Genomic DNA, 16,042 nt, shown 5'->3' on the forward strand with positions numbered 1-16,042 from the left:
CTTTTTCTCATGCTCCGGACATTTTCCGGCTCTTACTTCTTTCTGGGCAGGGATCTGCGCAGTTCATCCCAGGCAGCCATCTCCACCAACGTGGTGGCGCGCAGGGCGGCAAACGCTTCATCCAGATACTGCATCTCGCTCACCGCACGCATGGCGTGATCCGAAATGCACCACTTCCCAACGACCGTCTGCGCCATCCAGTAGACCATCCGCTCGGTCTTTTTCCGCTGTTTGGTGCCCTCGCGGTAGCGGTCGGTGTTCTCCGCATCATTCACAGGTACACCTGCCGATTTCAGCATCTCACAGCACTCCCAGGCTGCATCCACGATCATCCTGCGCTGTTCCACTGTGGTGCGGGAAAGTTCCCCATCCACCGCATAGCAGGCATAGGCGCAGGGCAGGATAAAGGCGATGTGGCTCTTGAGCCACTCGTCCATATCGCTGTAATAGGTCAGCTTGTAATGAGTTCCCTCAAAGGCAGCCTGCAGCCGCAGGCGGAACGCGCCGGACAGGGGTGCGGTTGCTCCGCCGACGGTCATTCCCATCCCCATGTGCACACTGACCAGCCGGTCATGCTCCCGGCGGCCTGCATTGTTCTGGAAACCAAAGGCGATCTTATCCACCGGGCGCTGCATGGCCTGCAGCATCTCCTGCGCATAGGGATCATTGCCCACAAAGATGAAGTACTGGCTCCGGTTTGCCTTGAGGATGGGCAGCACATCGGCCAGCTGCCCGGCCTGCACCGTGACAAACACAAGGTCATACACATCCTCGGGGGCCAGCACATCTGTCGTCCGCATCCGATCCACCGTTGTTTTCCGCTGGAGCATGTGGCGGATGGTCAGGCCCTTCTGGTCGATGACCTCCTTCCACTCGCCCCGGGCCAGCAGGGTGACCACATTTTTCTTGTTCTGTGCCAGACTGTGGGCCAGCTGACAGCCCTGAACGCCTGCGCCGTACACCAAGATCCTCATAACGAGATACCTCCTGTTTTGCATGATCAGCCCGGCCAGAAACACCGGGCTGTTACTTTTTCAGGAACGAGAAGAAGCCCTTTTTCTCATAGGGCCTGGTCTGCACGCCTGTCACGGTGTAGCCCGTTTCGGCAATGGCAGCCTTCAGCGCCTCCACATCCACCGGCTCCTCCGAGACGATGACCGTCTCGCCCTTGGTGTGGGAAGAAGTCACCTTGTTCACCCGGGCGGTCTTGCGTACCACATCATTGATGTGGCTCTCGCACATACCGCACATCATGCCATCGACCCTCAGGATCGTTTCTACCATTGTTGTTCCCTCCATACTGTATCTGCGGGCACCCCTGTCAAACTGCACAAGTCCAGCCCGCTGTTTTCGTCATTTTGTTAGTTTTAGCTAACTCATTGCAGAAACAAAAAGGCTCCTGCCCCGCACAGCACTGCTCTGCGGAACTTTGCCGATCTGTTTTCAGTTTTATCATACCATACCGGTGGGCAAATTTCAAGCTGCCCGCAAAACCGGCCGGGGGACTTTATCAAAGGGTCAGTTCATGGAAAACAGCGCTGCTTTCCAGCTCTTTCCATTGCATCGTGTTTTCTTCCAGGGTCATGTAGCTGTGGGGGCTGTCCTCTTTGGGGATGCTCACAGAACCCGGATTCAGGTAAAGATTTCCCTGCCCGAACTCTGTCCAGGCCGGAACATGGGTATGCCCATGCAGCAGTACATCTCCCGGGGCCAGCGGCGGCAGATTTTTCACATGATAGATATGCCCGTGGGTCGCATAAATGAGTCGCTGCCCCACCGGAAGCACCGCGTAATCGGCCAGCACGGGGAATTCCAGCACCATCTGGTCCACCTCGGCATCACAGTTGCCCCGCACGCAGAGCAGCACCTCCTTTTTCCCGTTCAGCAGGGGGATGACCTCCTTGGGAGCGTACTCCCGGGGCAGGTCGTTGCGGGGGCCGTGGTAGAGCAGGTCGCCCAACAGGAACAGCCGGTCGGCTCCCTCCCGCTCAAAGGCCTCCAGCATTTTGCGGCAGTAGTAAGCCGACCCGTGCAGGTCTGACGCGATCATCCATTTCATGGCAGATCCTCCTTTTGTGCGTTCTGTTCTTATTTTACCGCCGCCGCGCCCCTTGTCAAGGGCAAGGACCCGTTGTAAAAAGTCATACTTTTATTTTAAAAAGTCCTTGACAAGTATCCCTGTGATGTGGTATCTTTGAACCAATAAAATATCGTGTGGATTTTTACAGCATTCTGCAACTTTTCGCCACACAATGGTACAAAAGCCATTGTGTGGCTTTTGCTTTGCCTTCAAATCCAAATCTGACCCTCAGGAGCAATGAAAATGAACGATACTTTTATGAAAACCAGACCGGTATTCCCGCTGCTGCTCTCCATGGCCCTGCCCAACGTCATCTCGATGCTGGTGAACAGCCTGTACAACATCGTGGACAGCCTCTTTGTGGCCCAGATCAGCGAGCAGGCCATGACGGCGCTTTCGCTGGTGTTTCCCATCCAGAACTTTGTCAATGCAGTGGCCATCGGCTTCGGCATCGGCATCAATGCCCAGATCGCGCTCTACCTCGGCGCAGGCGACCACGAAAACGCCAACCGGGCCGCCACCCACGGCATGATGTTTTCCCTGCTGCACGGTGTGCTGGGCATGGTCCTCTGCATTGCCATTATGCCCGGCTTCCTGCGCCGCTTCACTACCGATCCCGCTCTGGTGGACATGGGCGTGACCTACTCCACCATCGTGTTCCTGTTCTCGCTGGTCAACATGGCAGACCTCGCCTTTGAGAAGATCTTCCAGTCCGTTGGCCGGATGAACGTTGCCATGGTGGCGCTGATCACCGGCTGCGTGACCAACATCGCCCTCGACCCGGTCCTCATCTTCGGCCTTGGGCCGGTGCCCGCCCTGGGCATTGCAGGTGCGGCCCTTGCCACCGGCATCGGGCAGGCCGTTTCTCTTGTGGTCTACCTCTATGTCTACTGCACCACCGAAGTCGCCGTCCGCTTCTCCCGCCGCTGCCTGCGGTTCGATGCCGCCCTTGACGGCAAGCTCTATGCCATCGGTGTACCGGCCATCCTGAATCTGGCCCTGCCCAGCCTGCTGGTCACCTTCCTGAACGGCCTGCTGGCGGTCTACTCCCAGAGCTATGTGACGGTGCTGGGCATCTACTACAAGCTCCAGACCTTCCTTTACCTGCCGGCCAACGGCATCGTGCAGGGGATGCGCCCGCTGGTGGGCTACAACTACGGTGCCCGGGAGCATGGCCGTGTGTCCAGGCTCTACAACCTGACACTGGGCCTGAGCGCTGGGATCATGGCCATTGGCACCCTGCTCTGCCTGACCATTGCAGGCCCGCTGATGGGTCTGTTCACCTCTAACCCCGAGACCATCGTCATCGGCCAGACCGCCCTGCGGATCATCTGCCTGGGATTCATCGTCTCGGCAGTGTCTACCACCTCCTCCGGCGCACTGGAGGGTCTGGGCAAGGGCGTGCCCTCGCTGGTCATCTCCCTCTGCCGCTACATCATCTTCATCATGCCCATTGCGTGGGTGCTGTGCGGCCGCATGGGCCCTACCGGTGTCTGGCACGCCTTCTGGATCACAGAGGCCCTCTCTGCCGTGATCGCCTATGCGGTATATCACAAGGCAGTCCATCAGAAATAATCCTCTCTAACAAAAATTCCCGCTCGATGGAGCGGGAATTTTTTGTTATCATCTCTTCTTTTGTGGAAGGCTGCTCTCAGATCAGGCCCAGAGTTTTGAGCTCCCTTGCCACGCCGTCCTCCGTCACAGCCGGGCAGATGCGGTCGCAGAGCTTTTTCAGGTTGTCAGAGCCGTTGGCCATGCAAACGCTGATGCCTACCACATCGGTCATCTGCAGGTCATTGTCGCTGTCGCCAAAGCCGATGGTATCGCCCAGCGAACACCCCAGCTCATCACAGATGGCCTTGATGCCGGTGCCCTTGTTGAACTTGCGGTTGATGAGCTCCCCGTTGACGATGGCTGACGGGTTATCCCCCAGCCGGGACTCGCAGAAGATGAACTGATCCTCATACAGCTGCTTCGCCTCGGCAAGGCAGGCCTCGTTGGGGGCGATGAACACCACCTTGTAAACCGGCTCTCCGTGGTATTCCTCAATGGGCCGGATGGTCATGCCATACTCCATCGTTTTGCACCAGCGCTCGGCCTCGCTGTTCAGCTGCCCCGGCTTGCGGGGGAACAAATGGGCGAACCGCTCGATCATCCTGATGCCGCCGTAAGTATCATCCCGGGCTTCCAGTGTACACTCGGCACCGGCACGCCCCAGCACCTCCCGCAGGCCCTCGACCTGCGCGGGCTCCATGGGAAGATCCACGAGAATTTTCCCATCACAGCCTACATAGCCGCCTGCAGAGCAGACAAAGCCATCGAAACCGTAGGCAAGCAGCGGTTTTGTCATGCGCAGGTTACGTCCGGTGCACAGAAACACCTTGTGGCCGTTGGCCCGGGCCTGCCGGATGGCCTCCACGGCACTGGCCGGAACGGTCATCTCACCGGGAGGCAGCAAAGTACCGTCAATATCCAGAAAAATCAGTTTTTGCTTCATAGTTCCTTCACTCTTTCACTGCCAGTTCATGGTAAATCCGCGGATCAGCAGACCCACGGCCAGGATCGCCAGCAGTACCAGCAGAACGGTGCGGTTGGCCTGTTTCTGCTTCTGCCTGGCCCGGGCACGGCTGTTCCGGCTGCCGCCCTGCTTCCGGTTCTGGGATCTGCCGCCGGAGCTGCGGCCGCTCGTGTTCTGCTTTGCGCTGCTGCGGCGGGAAGCGCTGCCGGAAGTTCCCTCTTTTTTCCTGCCCGCAGTGCTCTGGCCGGACTTTGCCGCGCGGGGTGCTTTCTCTTCCGGGGCCGCCGACGCAATGGGCTTTTTGGCCCCGCAGCGGCTCAGATAATCCTCAGCCAGCCGGTAATACTGGCCCAGCTCACTGGTGCGCAGGGGCGCGCCCGCATAACCTTCTTCCAGTGCTTCCACTGCCTCGTTGAAGAGGATCGCCGCCTGCGCAGCCGCCGTGCGGTCAGAAGCATGGGCCGCTTCATTGCGGGCAGTGCGCACCGCGTTGCAGGCCCGGCGGGCAGCAGCGGGGTGCTCCGTATTGCCCAGCAGATCCAGCTGGTGCGCAGCATCCTTTTCAGGGTCCAGCAGCACCCGCATACACAGGGTGGTATCCAGCTGCTGCCAGCTGTTTCGGCCCGCCAGATCGGGCAGACGGTCATAATATTCGGGGCTCTCCTGCTGGCGGGTGCGGATGTGATCCAGCAGGGCTCCCAGGCTGTGCTCCCCGGGCTTGTTCTCCCAGTGCCAGCGCAGTAGCTTGCGGCTAATCTCATCGCAGGTAGTTTTGATCTCAAAAGCGGTTTGCAGTGCTTCGTCGGGCATAACGTTTCTCCTTCGTACAACCAAAAAACGGAGGAAGCGCAGCCTCCTCCGTCATTCATTTACATCATAAACTGATAATAGACGAAGCCCCACAGCGCAATGCCTGCGCAGACGATGGCGGTGATGGGCGGGACCCAGCGGACGAGGGTCTCGGCAATGCCGTCACGGCTCTCTTCCGCATCGTCCTCCTCATCGTACTGCTCCACCTCGGGTTCCGGCTGGCGGGCCGGGGCGGCACGGCGGGCAGCAGCAGGCATCACACGGGTGCCCTCGTCATCCACAGCCGCTGCACCGCTGCCGGGGAACGCCGCGCGGGTGGCGGCATCCAGCACCCGGGTAGGCTCTGCTTCCGGAGCAGGGGTGTGCTCCACCGGCGGTGCAAAGCTGGTCGGAGCGCCGACAGGCTCTGCCGGGCGGGCCGTCTGGACGACCCGGGTGGGTTCTGCCTGCACCGGCGCGCTGGCCACGATGCGGGTCGGCTCTTCCTGCGGAGCGGCGCTCGCCACGCGGGTGGCCTCCGCCGCCGGGGCCTGCTCTGCAGGGGCGGCCTTCTGGCCGGGCTGCAGCAGGGTGTTCAGGGCGTTCTGCAGCAGGATGCGGTCACAGCCGCACTCGGTGCAGTAGACCGTGTCCTCTTCCTTCGGGTGGAAGGAACCGCAGGCACAGTACCAGCCGTTCTCGAACACCTGCGGCATATACTTGAGGCCGGTGCGGTTCATCCGGCTTTCCAGTGCCTTTTCCAGCTCCGGACTCAGGCGGCGCGGGGCCGGCAGGCGGACGCGCTTGATGGCATCCAGATGCACGACCTTTTTGCCGCTGTATACGTTCTTCAGGACCACATCCACGCTGGTGATGGCTTTCTGGGTCACGAACACTGCATCGTCCATGCCAAAGCTCTCACCGGGCTTGACCTCGATCTCGCGGTATTCAAAGGCATCCTCACACAGGATGATACCGTCCACACCCTTGCACTTGAAGTGGATCTCCAGTGCAGTCAGGGTGACCTTGGAGATGTTCTTGAAGGTCAGGCAGACTGCGTTCTCGCCGCTGAGTTCGCCCTTGAGCAGCTCCACACAGACGAACTGCACCGGGCTGCCCGGGGTATAATAGTTGGCCCGGGTGCGTGCGACCGGGTTAAAATTTTCCTCCACGACACTCGCTCCCTTCGATCATTCGTTTTCCTGCAGGGCATCCTGCGCCGGGTCGGGCATTTCCTCGCCCAGCACGGCCTGCTCCGCCTGTTCAGCGGGCTCTGCGCTCTCGGCAGGCTCTGCGGTCTCCACAGGGGCCGCCGGTGCGGCGGGTTCCTGTGCAGGCTCGTCACCGTCACGCGGGGGCAGCTTGCCGCCGGCCATCACGGTGTTGAACTCCTTCTCGTTGAGCTTTTCGCGTTCCATCAGAGCCTGTGCCAGCGCATGGAGCTGGTCGATGTGCTCCGTCAGGGTGCGGCGGCAGGTCTCGTAAGCCTCATCGATGATATCCCGCATCTCGCCGTCGATCTCGGCAGCGGTGCTCTCGCTGTAGCCCTTGCCCTGGGTGAAATCACGGCCCAGGAAGGTCTCCTCCTGCGAGGTGCCGTAGACCACAGGGCCCAGGCGCTCGGAGAAGCCGTACTTGGTGATCATCTGGCGGGCAATGTTGGTTGCCTGCTGCAGGTCGTTGGAGGCACCGGTGGAGATATCCTCCAGGATCAGCTGCTCAGCCACACGGCCGCCCAGGCTGGAAACGATATCCTCGAACATCTCACCCTTGGTCACATAGCTGCGATCCTTTTCAGGCAGATACATGGTGTAGCCGCCAGCCTGGCCGCGGGGAATGATGGTGATCTCATGCACACGGGGGTGGTGCTTGCAATAGAAGCCTGCCACGGCGTGGCCCGCCTCATGGTAAGCGGTCAGCTTCTTTTCCTCGGCAGTCACAACACGGCTCTTCTTCTCAGGGCCTGCCATGACCTTCATGGAAGCTTCCTCGATGTCCTCCATGGTGATGGCCTTGCGGCTGCGGCGGGCAGCCAGCAGAGCGGCCTCATTGACCAGGTTCTCCAGGTCAGCACCCGCAAAACCTGCGGTGCGCTGTGCGATGACCCTGAGGGAGACATCGGGAGCCAGAGGCTTATTCTTGGTGTGGACCTTGAGGATCTCCTCGCGGCCCTTGACATCGGGCAGGCCAACATAGACCTGACGGTCAAAGCGGCCCGGACGGAGCAGTGCCTTATCCAGAATGTCGGCACGGTTGGTGGCTGCCATCACGATGACGCCATCGTTGGCCTCAAAGCCGTCCATCTCGACCAGCAGCTGGTTCAGGGTCTGCTCCCGCTCGTCGTGGCCGCCGCCCAGACCTGCGCCGCGCTGACGGCCCACGGCATCGATCTCATCGATGAAGATGATGCAGGGCATGGTCTTTTTGGCCTTATCAAACAGGTCACGCACACGGGATGCGCCGACACCGACATACATTTCCACGAAGTCGGAGCCGGAAATGGAGTAAAAGGGCACACCTGCCTCACCGGCACAGGCACGGGCCAGCAGGGTCTTACCGGTACCCGGAGGGCCCACCAGCAAAACGCCGTGGGGGATGCGGGCACCCAGCGTGTTGAACTTGTCGGGGCTCTTGAGGAACTCCACGACCTCCTTCAGCTCTTCCTTTTCCTCGTCCTCACCGGCAACGTCGGCAAAGGTCGCGGTCTTTTTGTTCTCGTGCTCGTCCTTCACCTTGGCCTTGCCCACGTTCATAATACCGCCGCCGCCAGCGCCGCCGCGCATCATGGAGAAGAGCAGGAAGCCGGTGCAGCCCAGCATTCCCAGGTAGAACAGGATCTCCATCCAGGGGATGGACTCCTTCAGGGTGGTGTAATCGTACTCCATGGGCGCGGTCGGGTTGGCTGCGTCGTAGGAATCGATATACTGCTGGACGTTCTCGATGAACACATAGGCGTAGGGCAGCTTGTAGCGCACCGTCACCGTGCCGTCATCGTTTCTGGTTGCCCCCACGGAAGAGGTGGAGGAGGAGAACATATTGCTCAGCAAACCGCCGGAGGCCTGTGTGGCAGCGGTGGCACCTGTGGTTTCGGGCAGCTCCTGCTTGCCCTCCTTCAGCGTCAGGGTGATGATGCTGGTGTTGCGGTCCAGCGTAAAGGCTGTGACCTGGTTGTTCTCAAAGTAGTGCACCACAGTTGAGTAGCTCATGGTGGAGCCGCCGGTACTGCTGTCGCTGGTGCCCAGCACCGACCAGATCATCAGGACACCGGCCAGTGCCAGCGCCAGGATCAGGGGATTAAAGCGAGGTCGTTTCGGTTGCAAAAGGGATCAACTCCAGTTCTAATTCGTTTTTATTATGCGTAGATTTCCGGTTTCAGCACACCCACATAGGGCAGGTTGCGGTATTTCTCATCGTAGTCCAGACCATAGCCCACCACAAACTCGTCCGGCACCTGGAAACCCTCGTAATCGGGCTGGATGTCGGCCTTGCGGCGGCTGGGCTTGTCGAGAATGGTGCAGATCTTCACGGAATTCGGGTTGCGCATCTTGAGCATGGGCACCAGCTTGGAAAGGGTGACACCGGTATCCAGAATGTCCTCCACGATCAGCACGTCCTTGCCGGACAGGTCGCCGTCCAGATCCTTGATGATCTTGACCAGACCGCTGGTGGTGGTATTGCTGCCGCCGTAGCTGGACACGACCATAAAATCAATGCTGCAGGGGATGGTCACGGCCCGCATCAGGTCGGCCATAAAGACCACCGAACCCTTGAGGATGGAGACGAGGACAAGGTTTCTGCCCTCGTAATCCCTGCTGATCTGTGCACCCAGTTCGGCAACCTTGGCTTTCAATGCTTCCTCACTGACCAGGATGTTCTTGATATCGTCATTCATGCTCATGGGTTGTTCCTCCATTTTCCAATTCCAACTGCAAGATCTGTACAGTCTCCTCGTCCGGGGCCAGCCCCTCGGCAAAGCCCTCCCCACAGACCCACAGGATCTCACTGCCCGCCGCCAGCAGCGGCAGGCCCTCTCGTATTCCGGCAGGAATGCCTGCCTCATTCATCCATTTGCGCAGGGGCTTGCTCAGTCCCCGCCCCGCAGGCCGGAACCGGTCTCCCGGTTGACGGGTGCGCAGCGTAAGGGCAGAATATAACAAGGTTATTCTAGCATAATCCGCCCGATTTTTTAAGTCTTTTTTATGAACACCCTGTGTTTTTTCTCGAAAACCGCTTACAAACAGCCGTGTTTTCAGGGTTTGGCCCCCGGGCAGGGCAAATTCTGCCCCATCGGCAGGGGCAAACGGCAGCGAAAACGCCGGGGCCGCAGCCGCTTCCGGCCGGCTCTTTTCCTGCCAGAGCATCCCGCTGCCTGCGCAGAAGCGGACCGTATCGGTCAATTGCACCGCCCCGCTCCCCTGCTCCACCAGCTCTGCCAGCAGGCGGATGTACTTTTCCTCGGCATCCCGCACCGGAGCAACAAGGCTGTGGAGCGCTGCTTCCAGAATAAGCGGGTCAGCGCCCTGCAGCGGCTCTAGCCGCCACACTGCCCCGGCTTTCGGGGCCTTGCGGGCAGTCTGGGCTGCATCCAGATGTGCGATGGAAAGCAGCTGTTCTGCCTGCCTGGCAAAGTAGGCATCCGCGCGGGCCGCCTTTTCACAGAAGCGGGCCAGATTTTCCTCTGCCGCAGCGTTGACGCTGCGCAGGGCCGGAACGGCCCCATGGCGCAGGCGGTTGCGGGCGTAAGCATCGGAATCGTTCGTCTCGTCCGTCACCCAGCCCTGCCCGAAGGCGGCGCAGAGCGCTTCGGTCTCGGCCCGGGTCAGGCCCAACAGCGGGCGGCAGTAGCCGGGCCGCCTGGGCCGGATGCCCCCTGCCCCGTGCAGCCCGGTGCCCCGGGCCAGCCGGAACAGCAGGGTCTCGGCCTGGTCAGTAGCAGTATGGGCCGTTGCAATGCAGTCTATCCCGCCTGCCAGCAGTTGGGCAAAGCAGGCATAGCGGAGTCTGCGGGCCCAGTCCTCCCCGGCATGGGGCGGCACAGCCATTCCCACATCTGCCGGGCGGAAAACTGTCAGCGGCACCCCCAGCCGGGCACACTCGGCCCGGACAAAGGCTTCGTCCCGGTCCGCAGTCTCACCCCGCAGGCCGTGGTTGACATGGCAGGCCGTAAGGGGATACCCAAAAGCTTCCTGCAGTTCCAGCAGCACCCACAGCAGCGCCATGCTGTCGGCCCCGCCCGAAACGGCAGCGCACAGGTGCAGAGCCCGGCCCGGCTCCACAGGCGCAAACAGCTGCTCCTGCCGGGCAAAGCGTTCTACTTTTGTGATCAATTTTGATGTTTCGTCGTTCATCAGCGTTTGAAGTCCACATCCATAAAGCGGGTGTGTGCGCCATCCCAGCCCAGCGGCACCGTGCTGGTCTCGCCGTGGCGGTTCTTTGCCACGATGCACTCTGCGGTATCGGCATCCACCTCGGCACCATCGGGGTTCTGGCTGGCGTAGTAGGAATCACGGTAAAGGAAAAGAACGCAGTCGGCATCCTGCTCGATGGAACCGGAGTCACGCAGGTCCGACAGCTGGGGCCGGTGAGAAGAGTTGTTGCCCTGCTTCTCCACCGCACGGGACAGCTGAGAAAGCGCGATAATGGGCACATTCATTTCCTTAGCCATGATCTTCAGGTTTCGGGTGATGGAGCTGATCTCCTGCACACGGTTCTCGCTGCGCTGGCCGGTGGTCATCAGCTGCAGGTAGTCGATGACGATCAGGCCCACATTGGGGCGGGTGGGGTCCTGATTGACCCGGCGGATCTTTGCCTTCATCTCGGTAATGGTGATGCCCGAGGTGTCGTCCATATAGATGGGCGCATCGTGGAGCTTTTCCGTTGCCAGTGCCAGATACTCCCAGTCCTCACTGCGAAGAGCGCCGGTACGGAAAGCCTGGCTGTCGATGCCAGCTTCCGCCGAAAGGATGCGGTTGGTCAGCTGCTCCTTGGTCATTTCCAGGCTGAAAATGGCCACCGGCACCTTTTGCTGCATGGCAACGCGGGTGGCGATGTTCAGCGCAAAACTGGTCTTGCCCATACCGGGGCGGGCGGCCAGAATGATGAGGTCGCCGCGGCCCAGGCCGGTCAGGACGGTATCCAGCAGACGGAAGCCGGTGGGGATGCCCTTGTACTTGTCGGCATCCGGGCCGCTGATCTTCTGCAGGTTGGTCAGCGTCTCCACCATGCTGGAGGAAAGCGGGGTCAACGCGCTGGAATCCCGCCCGGAGCGGATCTCGTAGATGCGCTGCTCCGCGTTTTCCAGCAGCAGGTCAGCGTCCGGCTCATCGCCCGCGTCCTGCAGAATGTCCTTGGCAACGCCCATCAGCTGGCGCACCAGATACTTTTCCTGCACGATCTGGGCGTAAGCCTTCACATTGGAGATGCTGGGCACCGTCTCGGCCAGACCGGTCAGGTAGACCTTTGCCTCGTCCGCACTGGGGAACACGCCATCGGAGATGACGGCATCCAGCAGGGTGACAAAGTCGATGGTCTGGTCCGCTGTGAACAGGCGCAGCATCTCAGAATAGATCTGGGCGTTCTGCCGGGTGTAGAACATTTCCGGCCGGATGATCTCCACCAGATCGGTCAATGTCTCGGGCTTGAGCAGCACAGCGCCCAGCACGCTCTGCTCGGCCTGCATATTGTAGGGCAGATTGATGCCCACACTCTCCAGATTCAGTTCATTGGAATAATGTCGTTGTTCGTTGGGCATGGTTCATCCCCCTCCATACTGGGCCAGTTTCCCAAAACGCCAAAAACGCCCCCTGAAGGCAGGGGGCGCAGATGGCGTTTCAATCAGGCCTGTTCTACTTCCACCATGATCTTGAAGGAAGCCACGACACCGACATGCAGGCGCACCTTTGCGTTGAACACACCGGCATCCTTGATGTCCTTGGTCTCCAGCTCGATCTTCTTTTTATCAATGGGAGAACCGGCCAGCTGGGCCAGAGCCTCGGCAACTTCCTTGCCGGTGACCTTGCCGTGCAGGCGGCCGGATGCGCCGCCCTTGGCCTTGATGGTCACGGTCTTGCCCTCGATCTTTGCAGCCACGGCCTGTGCGGCGGCCACAGTTTCAGCCTCGTGGAAATCCGCAGCGGCCTCCTTGCCGCGTGCGATATTCACCGCAGAAGCATCGGCCACAGCGGCCAGCTTGCGCGGGAACAGAAAGTTGCGGGCGTAGCCGTCGGAGACCTCATGGATCTCATCCTTCTTGCCAATACCCTTTACGTCCTGCTTCAGAATCACTTTCATGGTGTTATCCCTCACTTCTCACCGGGGAACCGGTGGATTTCTATGGCTAGTATACAGCAATTGCGCGTTTCCGTCAACGGTCGGGGGCTGCCGCATCTCCGGGAGCTTTCTCCCGCAAGTGAAACGGGCCATTCCATCGCCCGCCCTATTGCCGCTGCGCGGCAACAGGGTCCCACCCCAGCGGACACTTGCCGGAGAAACTCCCCTCGTGCGGCGATCAGCAGTTCACGTCAACTCTTTCCCCGCCACGTCCAGCGCAGCTTCAATGACCTTATCCATATCGTAGTACTGATACTCTCCCAGGCGGCCGCCGAAAATGACGTTCGGCTCGACATCGGCCAACTGCTTGTAGCGGGCGTACAGGCCACCGTTCTTCTCGTCGTTGACGGGATAATACGGCTCATCGCCCGGCTTCCACTCGGCGCTGTATTCCCGGCTGATCACCGTTTTGGGCTGGGTGCCGAACGCAAAATGCTTGTGCTCGATGATCCGGGTATAGGGCGTTTCCGCATCGGTATAGTTCACCACCGCGTTGCCCTGATAGTTGTCGGTATCCAGCACCTCCGTCTCAAAGCGGACGCTGCGGTACTGCAGGGCCCCCAGCCGGTAGCCGAAGTAGGCATCCACCGGGCCGGTGTAAACCACCTTGTCGGCCAGTGCGTTCAGGTTCTCCCGGTCGGCCAGATAATCCACATTCAGCCGCACCTCGATGCCCTCCAGCATCTTTTCCACCATGGCGGTATAGCCGCCATCGGGGATGCCCTGATACAGCGCGTTGAAGTAGTTGTTGTCGTAGGTAAAGCGGACCGGCAGGCGTTTGATGATGAAAGCCGGCAGTTCGGTGCAGGGGCGGCCCCACTGCTTGCCGGTGTAGCCTTTGATGAGCTTTTCGTAAATGTCCGTACCCACCAGACTGATGGCCTGCTCCTCAAGATTTTTCGGGTCGGTGATGCCCGCTTCCCGCTTCTGCTCCTCGATCTTTGCCCTGGCCTCGGCGGGGGTCACCACACCCCACATCTTATTGAAGGTGTTCATATTGAAGGGCAGATTGTAGATCTCGCCGTGATAATTGGCAACGGGGCTGTTGGTGTAGCGGTTGAATTCCGCGAACTGGTTCACATACTGCCACACTGCCTTGCTGCTGGTGTGGAAGATGTGGGCCCCATAGCGGTGGACCTGTATACCCTCCACTTCCTCGGTGTAGATATTCCCGGCAATGTGGCTGCGCTTATCAATCACAAGGCATGTTTTGCCCGCCTTTTTTGCTTGCTGGGCGAACACCGCACCGTAAAGGCCTGCGCCTACGATGAGATAATCGTAATGGTTCATCCCTGCTTCTCCTTTTTTCTGGATTCAGGTTCATTTTTGGAGAGCGGCTTCTTCTGGCTCTCACGGTACTGGTCGATGGCGGTTTGGATGCGTGCCCGGGCTGCCTCGGGGGTGATATGCTTGAGCTGGGCCGCCGCCATGGTCTGATGGCCGCCGCCGCCCAGACTTTCCATGATGACCTGAACATTGACCGCCCCCAGACTGCGGGCGGAAATATTCACACCGCTCCCCACCTGCACGGCCACAAAGCTGGCCTCCACATTCTGGATGGTCAGCAGGTCATTGGCAGCCTGCGCAATGGCCACACGGGCCTCGGGGGGCACCTCGCCGCTCACCGAGATGGCACAGCTGCGGTACATCTGGGCAGCCTCCACAAGGTCTGCCTTGGCGTTGTACTCCACCATGGTCACATCAAAGAGCTGGCGCACCCGCTCCGTCTCCGCGCCGTAGCGGCGCAGAGCGGCGGCGGCTTCAAACGTGCGCACACCGGTGTGCAGGGTAAAGTCCCGGGTATCCAGCATAATGCCCGAGAGCAGGCCCTCTGCCTCCACCCGGCTGGGCTTGTCGTCCCGGTCGCCCACATACTGCAAAAGCTCCGTGACCAGCTCACTGGCCGAGGAGGAGTAGGGCTCGTGGCAGACAAGGTCTGCATGCTCGATGAAGCCCACGCCCTTGCGGTGGTGGTCGATGACAGCCACCTTGCCGCACCTTTCCAGGATCTCCTTACTTTCCACAAGGCCCAGCTGGTATGTATCCACCACCACGCAGAGCGTTTTCTTGGAGATAATGGGCAAAGCCCCCTTGGGGTCGATGAAATCATCTGCCTGCCCGGCCCGGCACAGGGCATCGATCAGGCTGCCCGCCAGCGTGGCATCCCGCCTGACGGCGATCACCGCCGGGACATCGCAGATCTTGCAGATGCGCAGCACGCCCTCGGCAGCGCCGATGGCATCCAGATCGCTCATCCGGTGGCCCATGATGACCACATGGTCCGCCTCCTTGACAAGCCTGACCAGCTGATCGGCCACGATGCGGCTGCGCACCTTGCTGCGCTTTTCCACGCCGTGGCTCACGCCGCCGTAAAAGGTGAAGCCGTCCGGGGTCATCTCAGCGGCCTGATCGCCGCCGCGGCCCTGCGCCATATCCAGCGCCTGCACGGCCATATCCTGGGCTTCCCGCAGGGTCTTGGCCCCGCGCCCGATGCCAATGGAGATGGACAGGTTCACGCTGGGGTCCAGGGCACGGATCTTATCCAGCACATCGTAGCCGCGCTGGGCATACTGCTCCAGATGGCGCTCTTCCACCACGGCGATATAGCGGCCGCTGGCAACGCGGCGCAGAAAGCCTGTGCCCCGGCCGATCATATCCTCCAGCACCCGGTTGATGCCTTCCAGCAGGCGGGCGCGCTCACTGTCCAGCATATCGCTGAACACATCGTCGTAGCCATCCACCAGGAACACCATGTAGCCCGGGCGGCTGGCCTTATACTCCGTTTCGATCCTGCGCAGGGCGGTCTCCTCATTGAACACGAGCAGCGTCATGCTCTCGCTGCCACCCGGCACGGTACTGCTGTGCACATTCCACACACCATCGGCCAGATTGAGCTGCTGCCCTTCCGGGGTGCGGGCCTGTGCGGTATCCAGGCCGGGCAGCAGCTTCTGTGCCCTGCCTGCAAGCCGGTCCTCGCCGCCCAGCAGCGCCGTGCGGAAGCGGCTGTTATACCACAGCACCGTCTCGCCAGAAAGCAGAGCCGCCGGCTGAGAGAGGGATTCCAGGCTGTATTGGGTCCTGGAATTTTCAAAGCTGCCCCCAGCCACCCACTTGGCGGTCCAGCGCCGCAGCTGATACCGGAAAACGCAGATGCCGATGCCCCACAGCACCGCCAGCACCGCCAGCGCAGGCCAGCCCGCGGGCCGCTGCACCAGAAGCGCCAGTGTCAGCAGTGCACACAGTACTGCCAGCGCGGCGATCAGCATTTCTAACGTCCATCTCGGTTTTTGTTTCATGGGATCTTCTGCCTCCTGGTCTGCCTGCCC

The 16,042-nt window shown here is 60.5% G+C and carries 14 protein-coding genes; 1 reads left to right on the plus strand and 13 read right to left on the minus strand.

Going from position 1 to position 16,042, the window contains the following annotated elements:
* Positions 1-32 precede the first annotated feature (32 nt).
* From ACKXGA_RS03455 to yfcE, 3 genes are all read right to left on the minus strand, one after another.
* Positions 33-974 (minus strand): ketopantoate reductase family protein, encoded by a 942-nt coding sequence (locus ACKXGA_RS03455; protein ID WP_423730083.1) that lies wholly within the window; start codon positions 972-974, stop codon positions 33-35.
* Between the two features lie 52 nt (positions 975-1,026).
* A complete protein-coding gene (locus ACKXGA_RS03460) occupies positions 1,027-1,284 on the minus strand; it encodes a heavy-metal-associated domain-containing protein (RefSeq protein WP_227623016.1) in 258 nt (85 codons plus the stop codon).
* Between the two features lie 226 nt (positions 1,285-1,510).
* Positions 1,511-2,059 (minus strand): phosphodiesterase, encoded by a 549-nt coding sequence (gene yfcE, locus ACKXGA_RS03465; RefSeq protein WP_227623015.1) that lies wholly within the window; start codon positions 2,057-2,059, stop codon positions 1,511-1,513.
* A gap of 264 nt (positions 2,060-2,323) precedes the next feature.
* On the opposite strand from yfcE, the gene ACKXGA_RS03470 reads away from it, so the two are divergent.
* Positions 2,324-3,655 carry an MATE family efflux transporter gene (locus ACKXGA_RS03470; RefSeq protein ID WP_207697673.1) on the plus strand — a complete coding sequence of 444 codons (1,332 nt, stop codon included), beginning with the start codon at positions 2,324-2,326 and terminating at the stop codon, positions 3,653-3,655.
* 76 nt (positions 3,656-3,731) lie between these two features.
* Here ACKXGA_RS03470 and ACKXGA_RS03475 read toward each other — a convergent pair whose 3' ends face one another.
* The 10 genes from ACKXGA_RS03475 to ACKXGA_RS03520 all read right to left on the minus strand — a co-directional run bounded on the left by ACKXGA_RS03475 (position 3,732) and on the right by ACKXGA_RS03520 (position 16,012).
* On the minus strand, positions 3,732-4,577 hold the full coding sequence (locus tag ACKXGA_RS03475; RefSeq protein WP_423730084.1) for an HAD family hydrolase: 846 nt from the start codon (positions 4,575-4,577) through the stop codon (positions 3,732-3,734).
* 15 nt (positions 4,578-4,592) lie between these two features.
* Positions 4,593-5,408 carry a hypothetical protein gene (locus tag ACKXGA_RS03480; RefSeq protein ID WP_423730085.1) on the minus strand — a complete coding sequence of 272 codons (816 nt, stop codon included), beginning with the start codon at positions 5,406-5,408 and terminating at the stop codon, positions 4,593-4,595.
* Positions 5,409-5,467: 59 nt separating this feature from the next.
* Positions 5,468-6,559, minus strand: a complete 1,092-nt coding sequence (locus ACKXGA_RS03485; protein WP_207697675.1) for a hypothetical protein — start codon at positions 6,557-6,559, stop codon at positions 5,468-5,470.
* Positions 6,560-6,577: 18 nt separating this feature from the next.
* Positions 6,578-8,644 (minus strand): ATP-dependent zinc metalloprotease FtsH, encoded by a 2,067-nt coding sequence (gene ftsH / locus ACKXGA_RS03490; RefSeq protein ID WP_223455461.1) that lies wholly within the window; start codon positions 8,642-8,644, stop codon positions 6,578-6,580.
* A gap of 95 nt (positions 8,645-8,739) precedes the next feature.
* Entirely contained in the window at positions 8,740-9,285 is a 546-nt protein-coding gene (gene hpt / locus ACKXGA_RS03495; protein ID WP_097770522.1) for a hypoxanthine phosphoribosyltransferase, read from the minus strand.
* A complete protein-coding gene (gene tilS, locus ACKXGA_RS03500) occupies positions 9,272-10,714 on the minus strand; it encodes a tRNA lysidine(34) synthetase TilS (RefSeq protein ID WP_242984962.1) in 1,443 nt (480 codons plus the stop codon). Before tilS ends, hpt begins: the two co-directional genes overlap by 14 nt.
* A gap of 20 nt (positions 10,715-10,734) precedes the next feature.
* Positions 10,735-12,138 carry a replicative DNA helicase gene (dnaB, locus tag ACKXGA_RS03505; protein ID WP_005931854.1) on the minus strand — a complete coding sequence of 468 codons (1,404 nt, stop codon included), beginning with the start codon at positions 12,136-12,138 and terminating at the stop codon, positions 10,735-10,737.
* Between the two features lie 83 nt (positions 12,139-12,221).
* On the minus strand, positions 12,222-12,677 hold the full coding sequence (gene rplI, locus ACKXGA_RS03510; protein WP_097770524.1) for a 50S ribosomal protein L9: 456 nt from the start codon (positions 12,675-12,677) through the stop codon (positions 12,222-12,224).
* Between the two features lie 225 nt (positions 12,678-12,902).
* A complete protein-coding gene (gene glf, locus ACKXGA_RS03515) occupies positions 12,903-14,006 on the minus strand; it encodes a UDP-galactopyranose mutase (RefSeq protein ID WP_423730086.1) in 1,104 nt (367 codons plus the stop codon).
* Positions 14,003-16,012: a DHH family phosphoesterase gene (locus ACKXGA_RS03520; RefSeq protein ID WP_223383918.1), complete on the minus strand. Its 2,010-nt coding sequence runs from the start codon at positions 16,010-16,012 to the stop codon at positions 14,003-14,005. Before ACKXGA_RS03520 ends, glf begins: the two co-directional genes overlap by 4 nt.
* Positions 16,013-16,042: the final 30 nt, after the last annotated feature.

This window comes from Faecalibacterium hominis (ex Afrizal et al. 2022), from assembly GCF_049545105.1.
GTDB classification, from domain to species: domain Bacteria; phylum Bacillota; class Clostridia; order Oscillospirales; family Ruminococcaceae; genus Faecalibacterium; species Faecalibacterium duncaniae.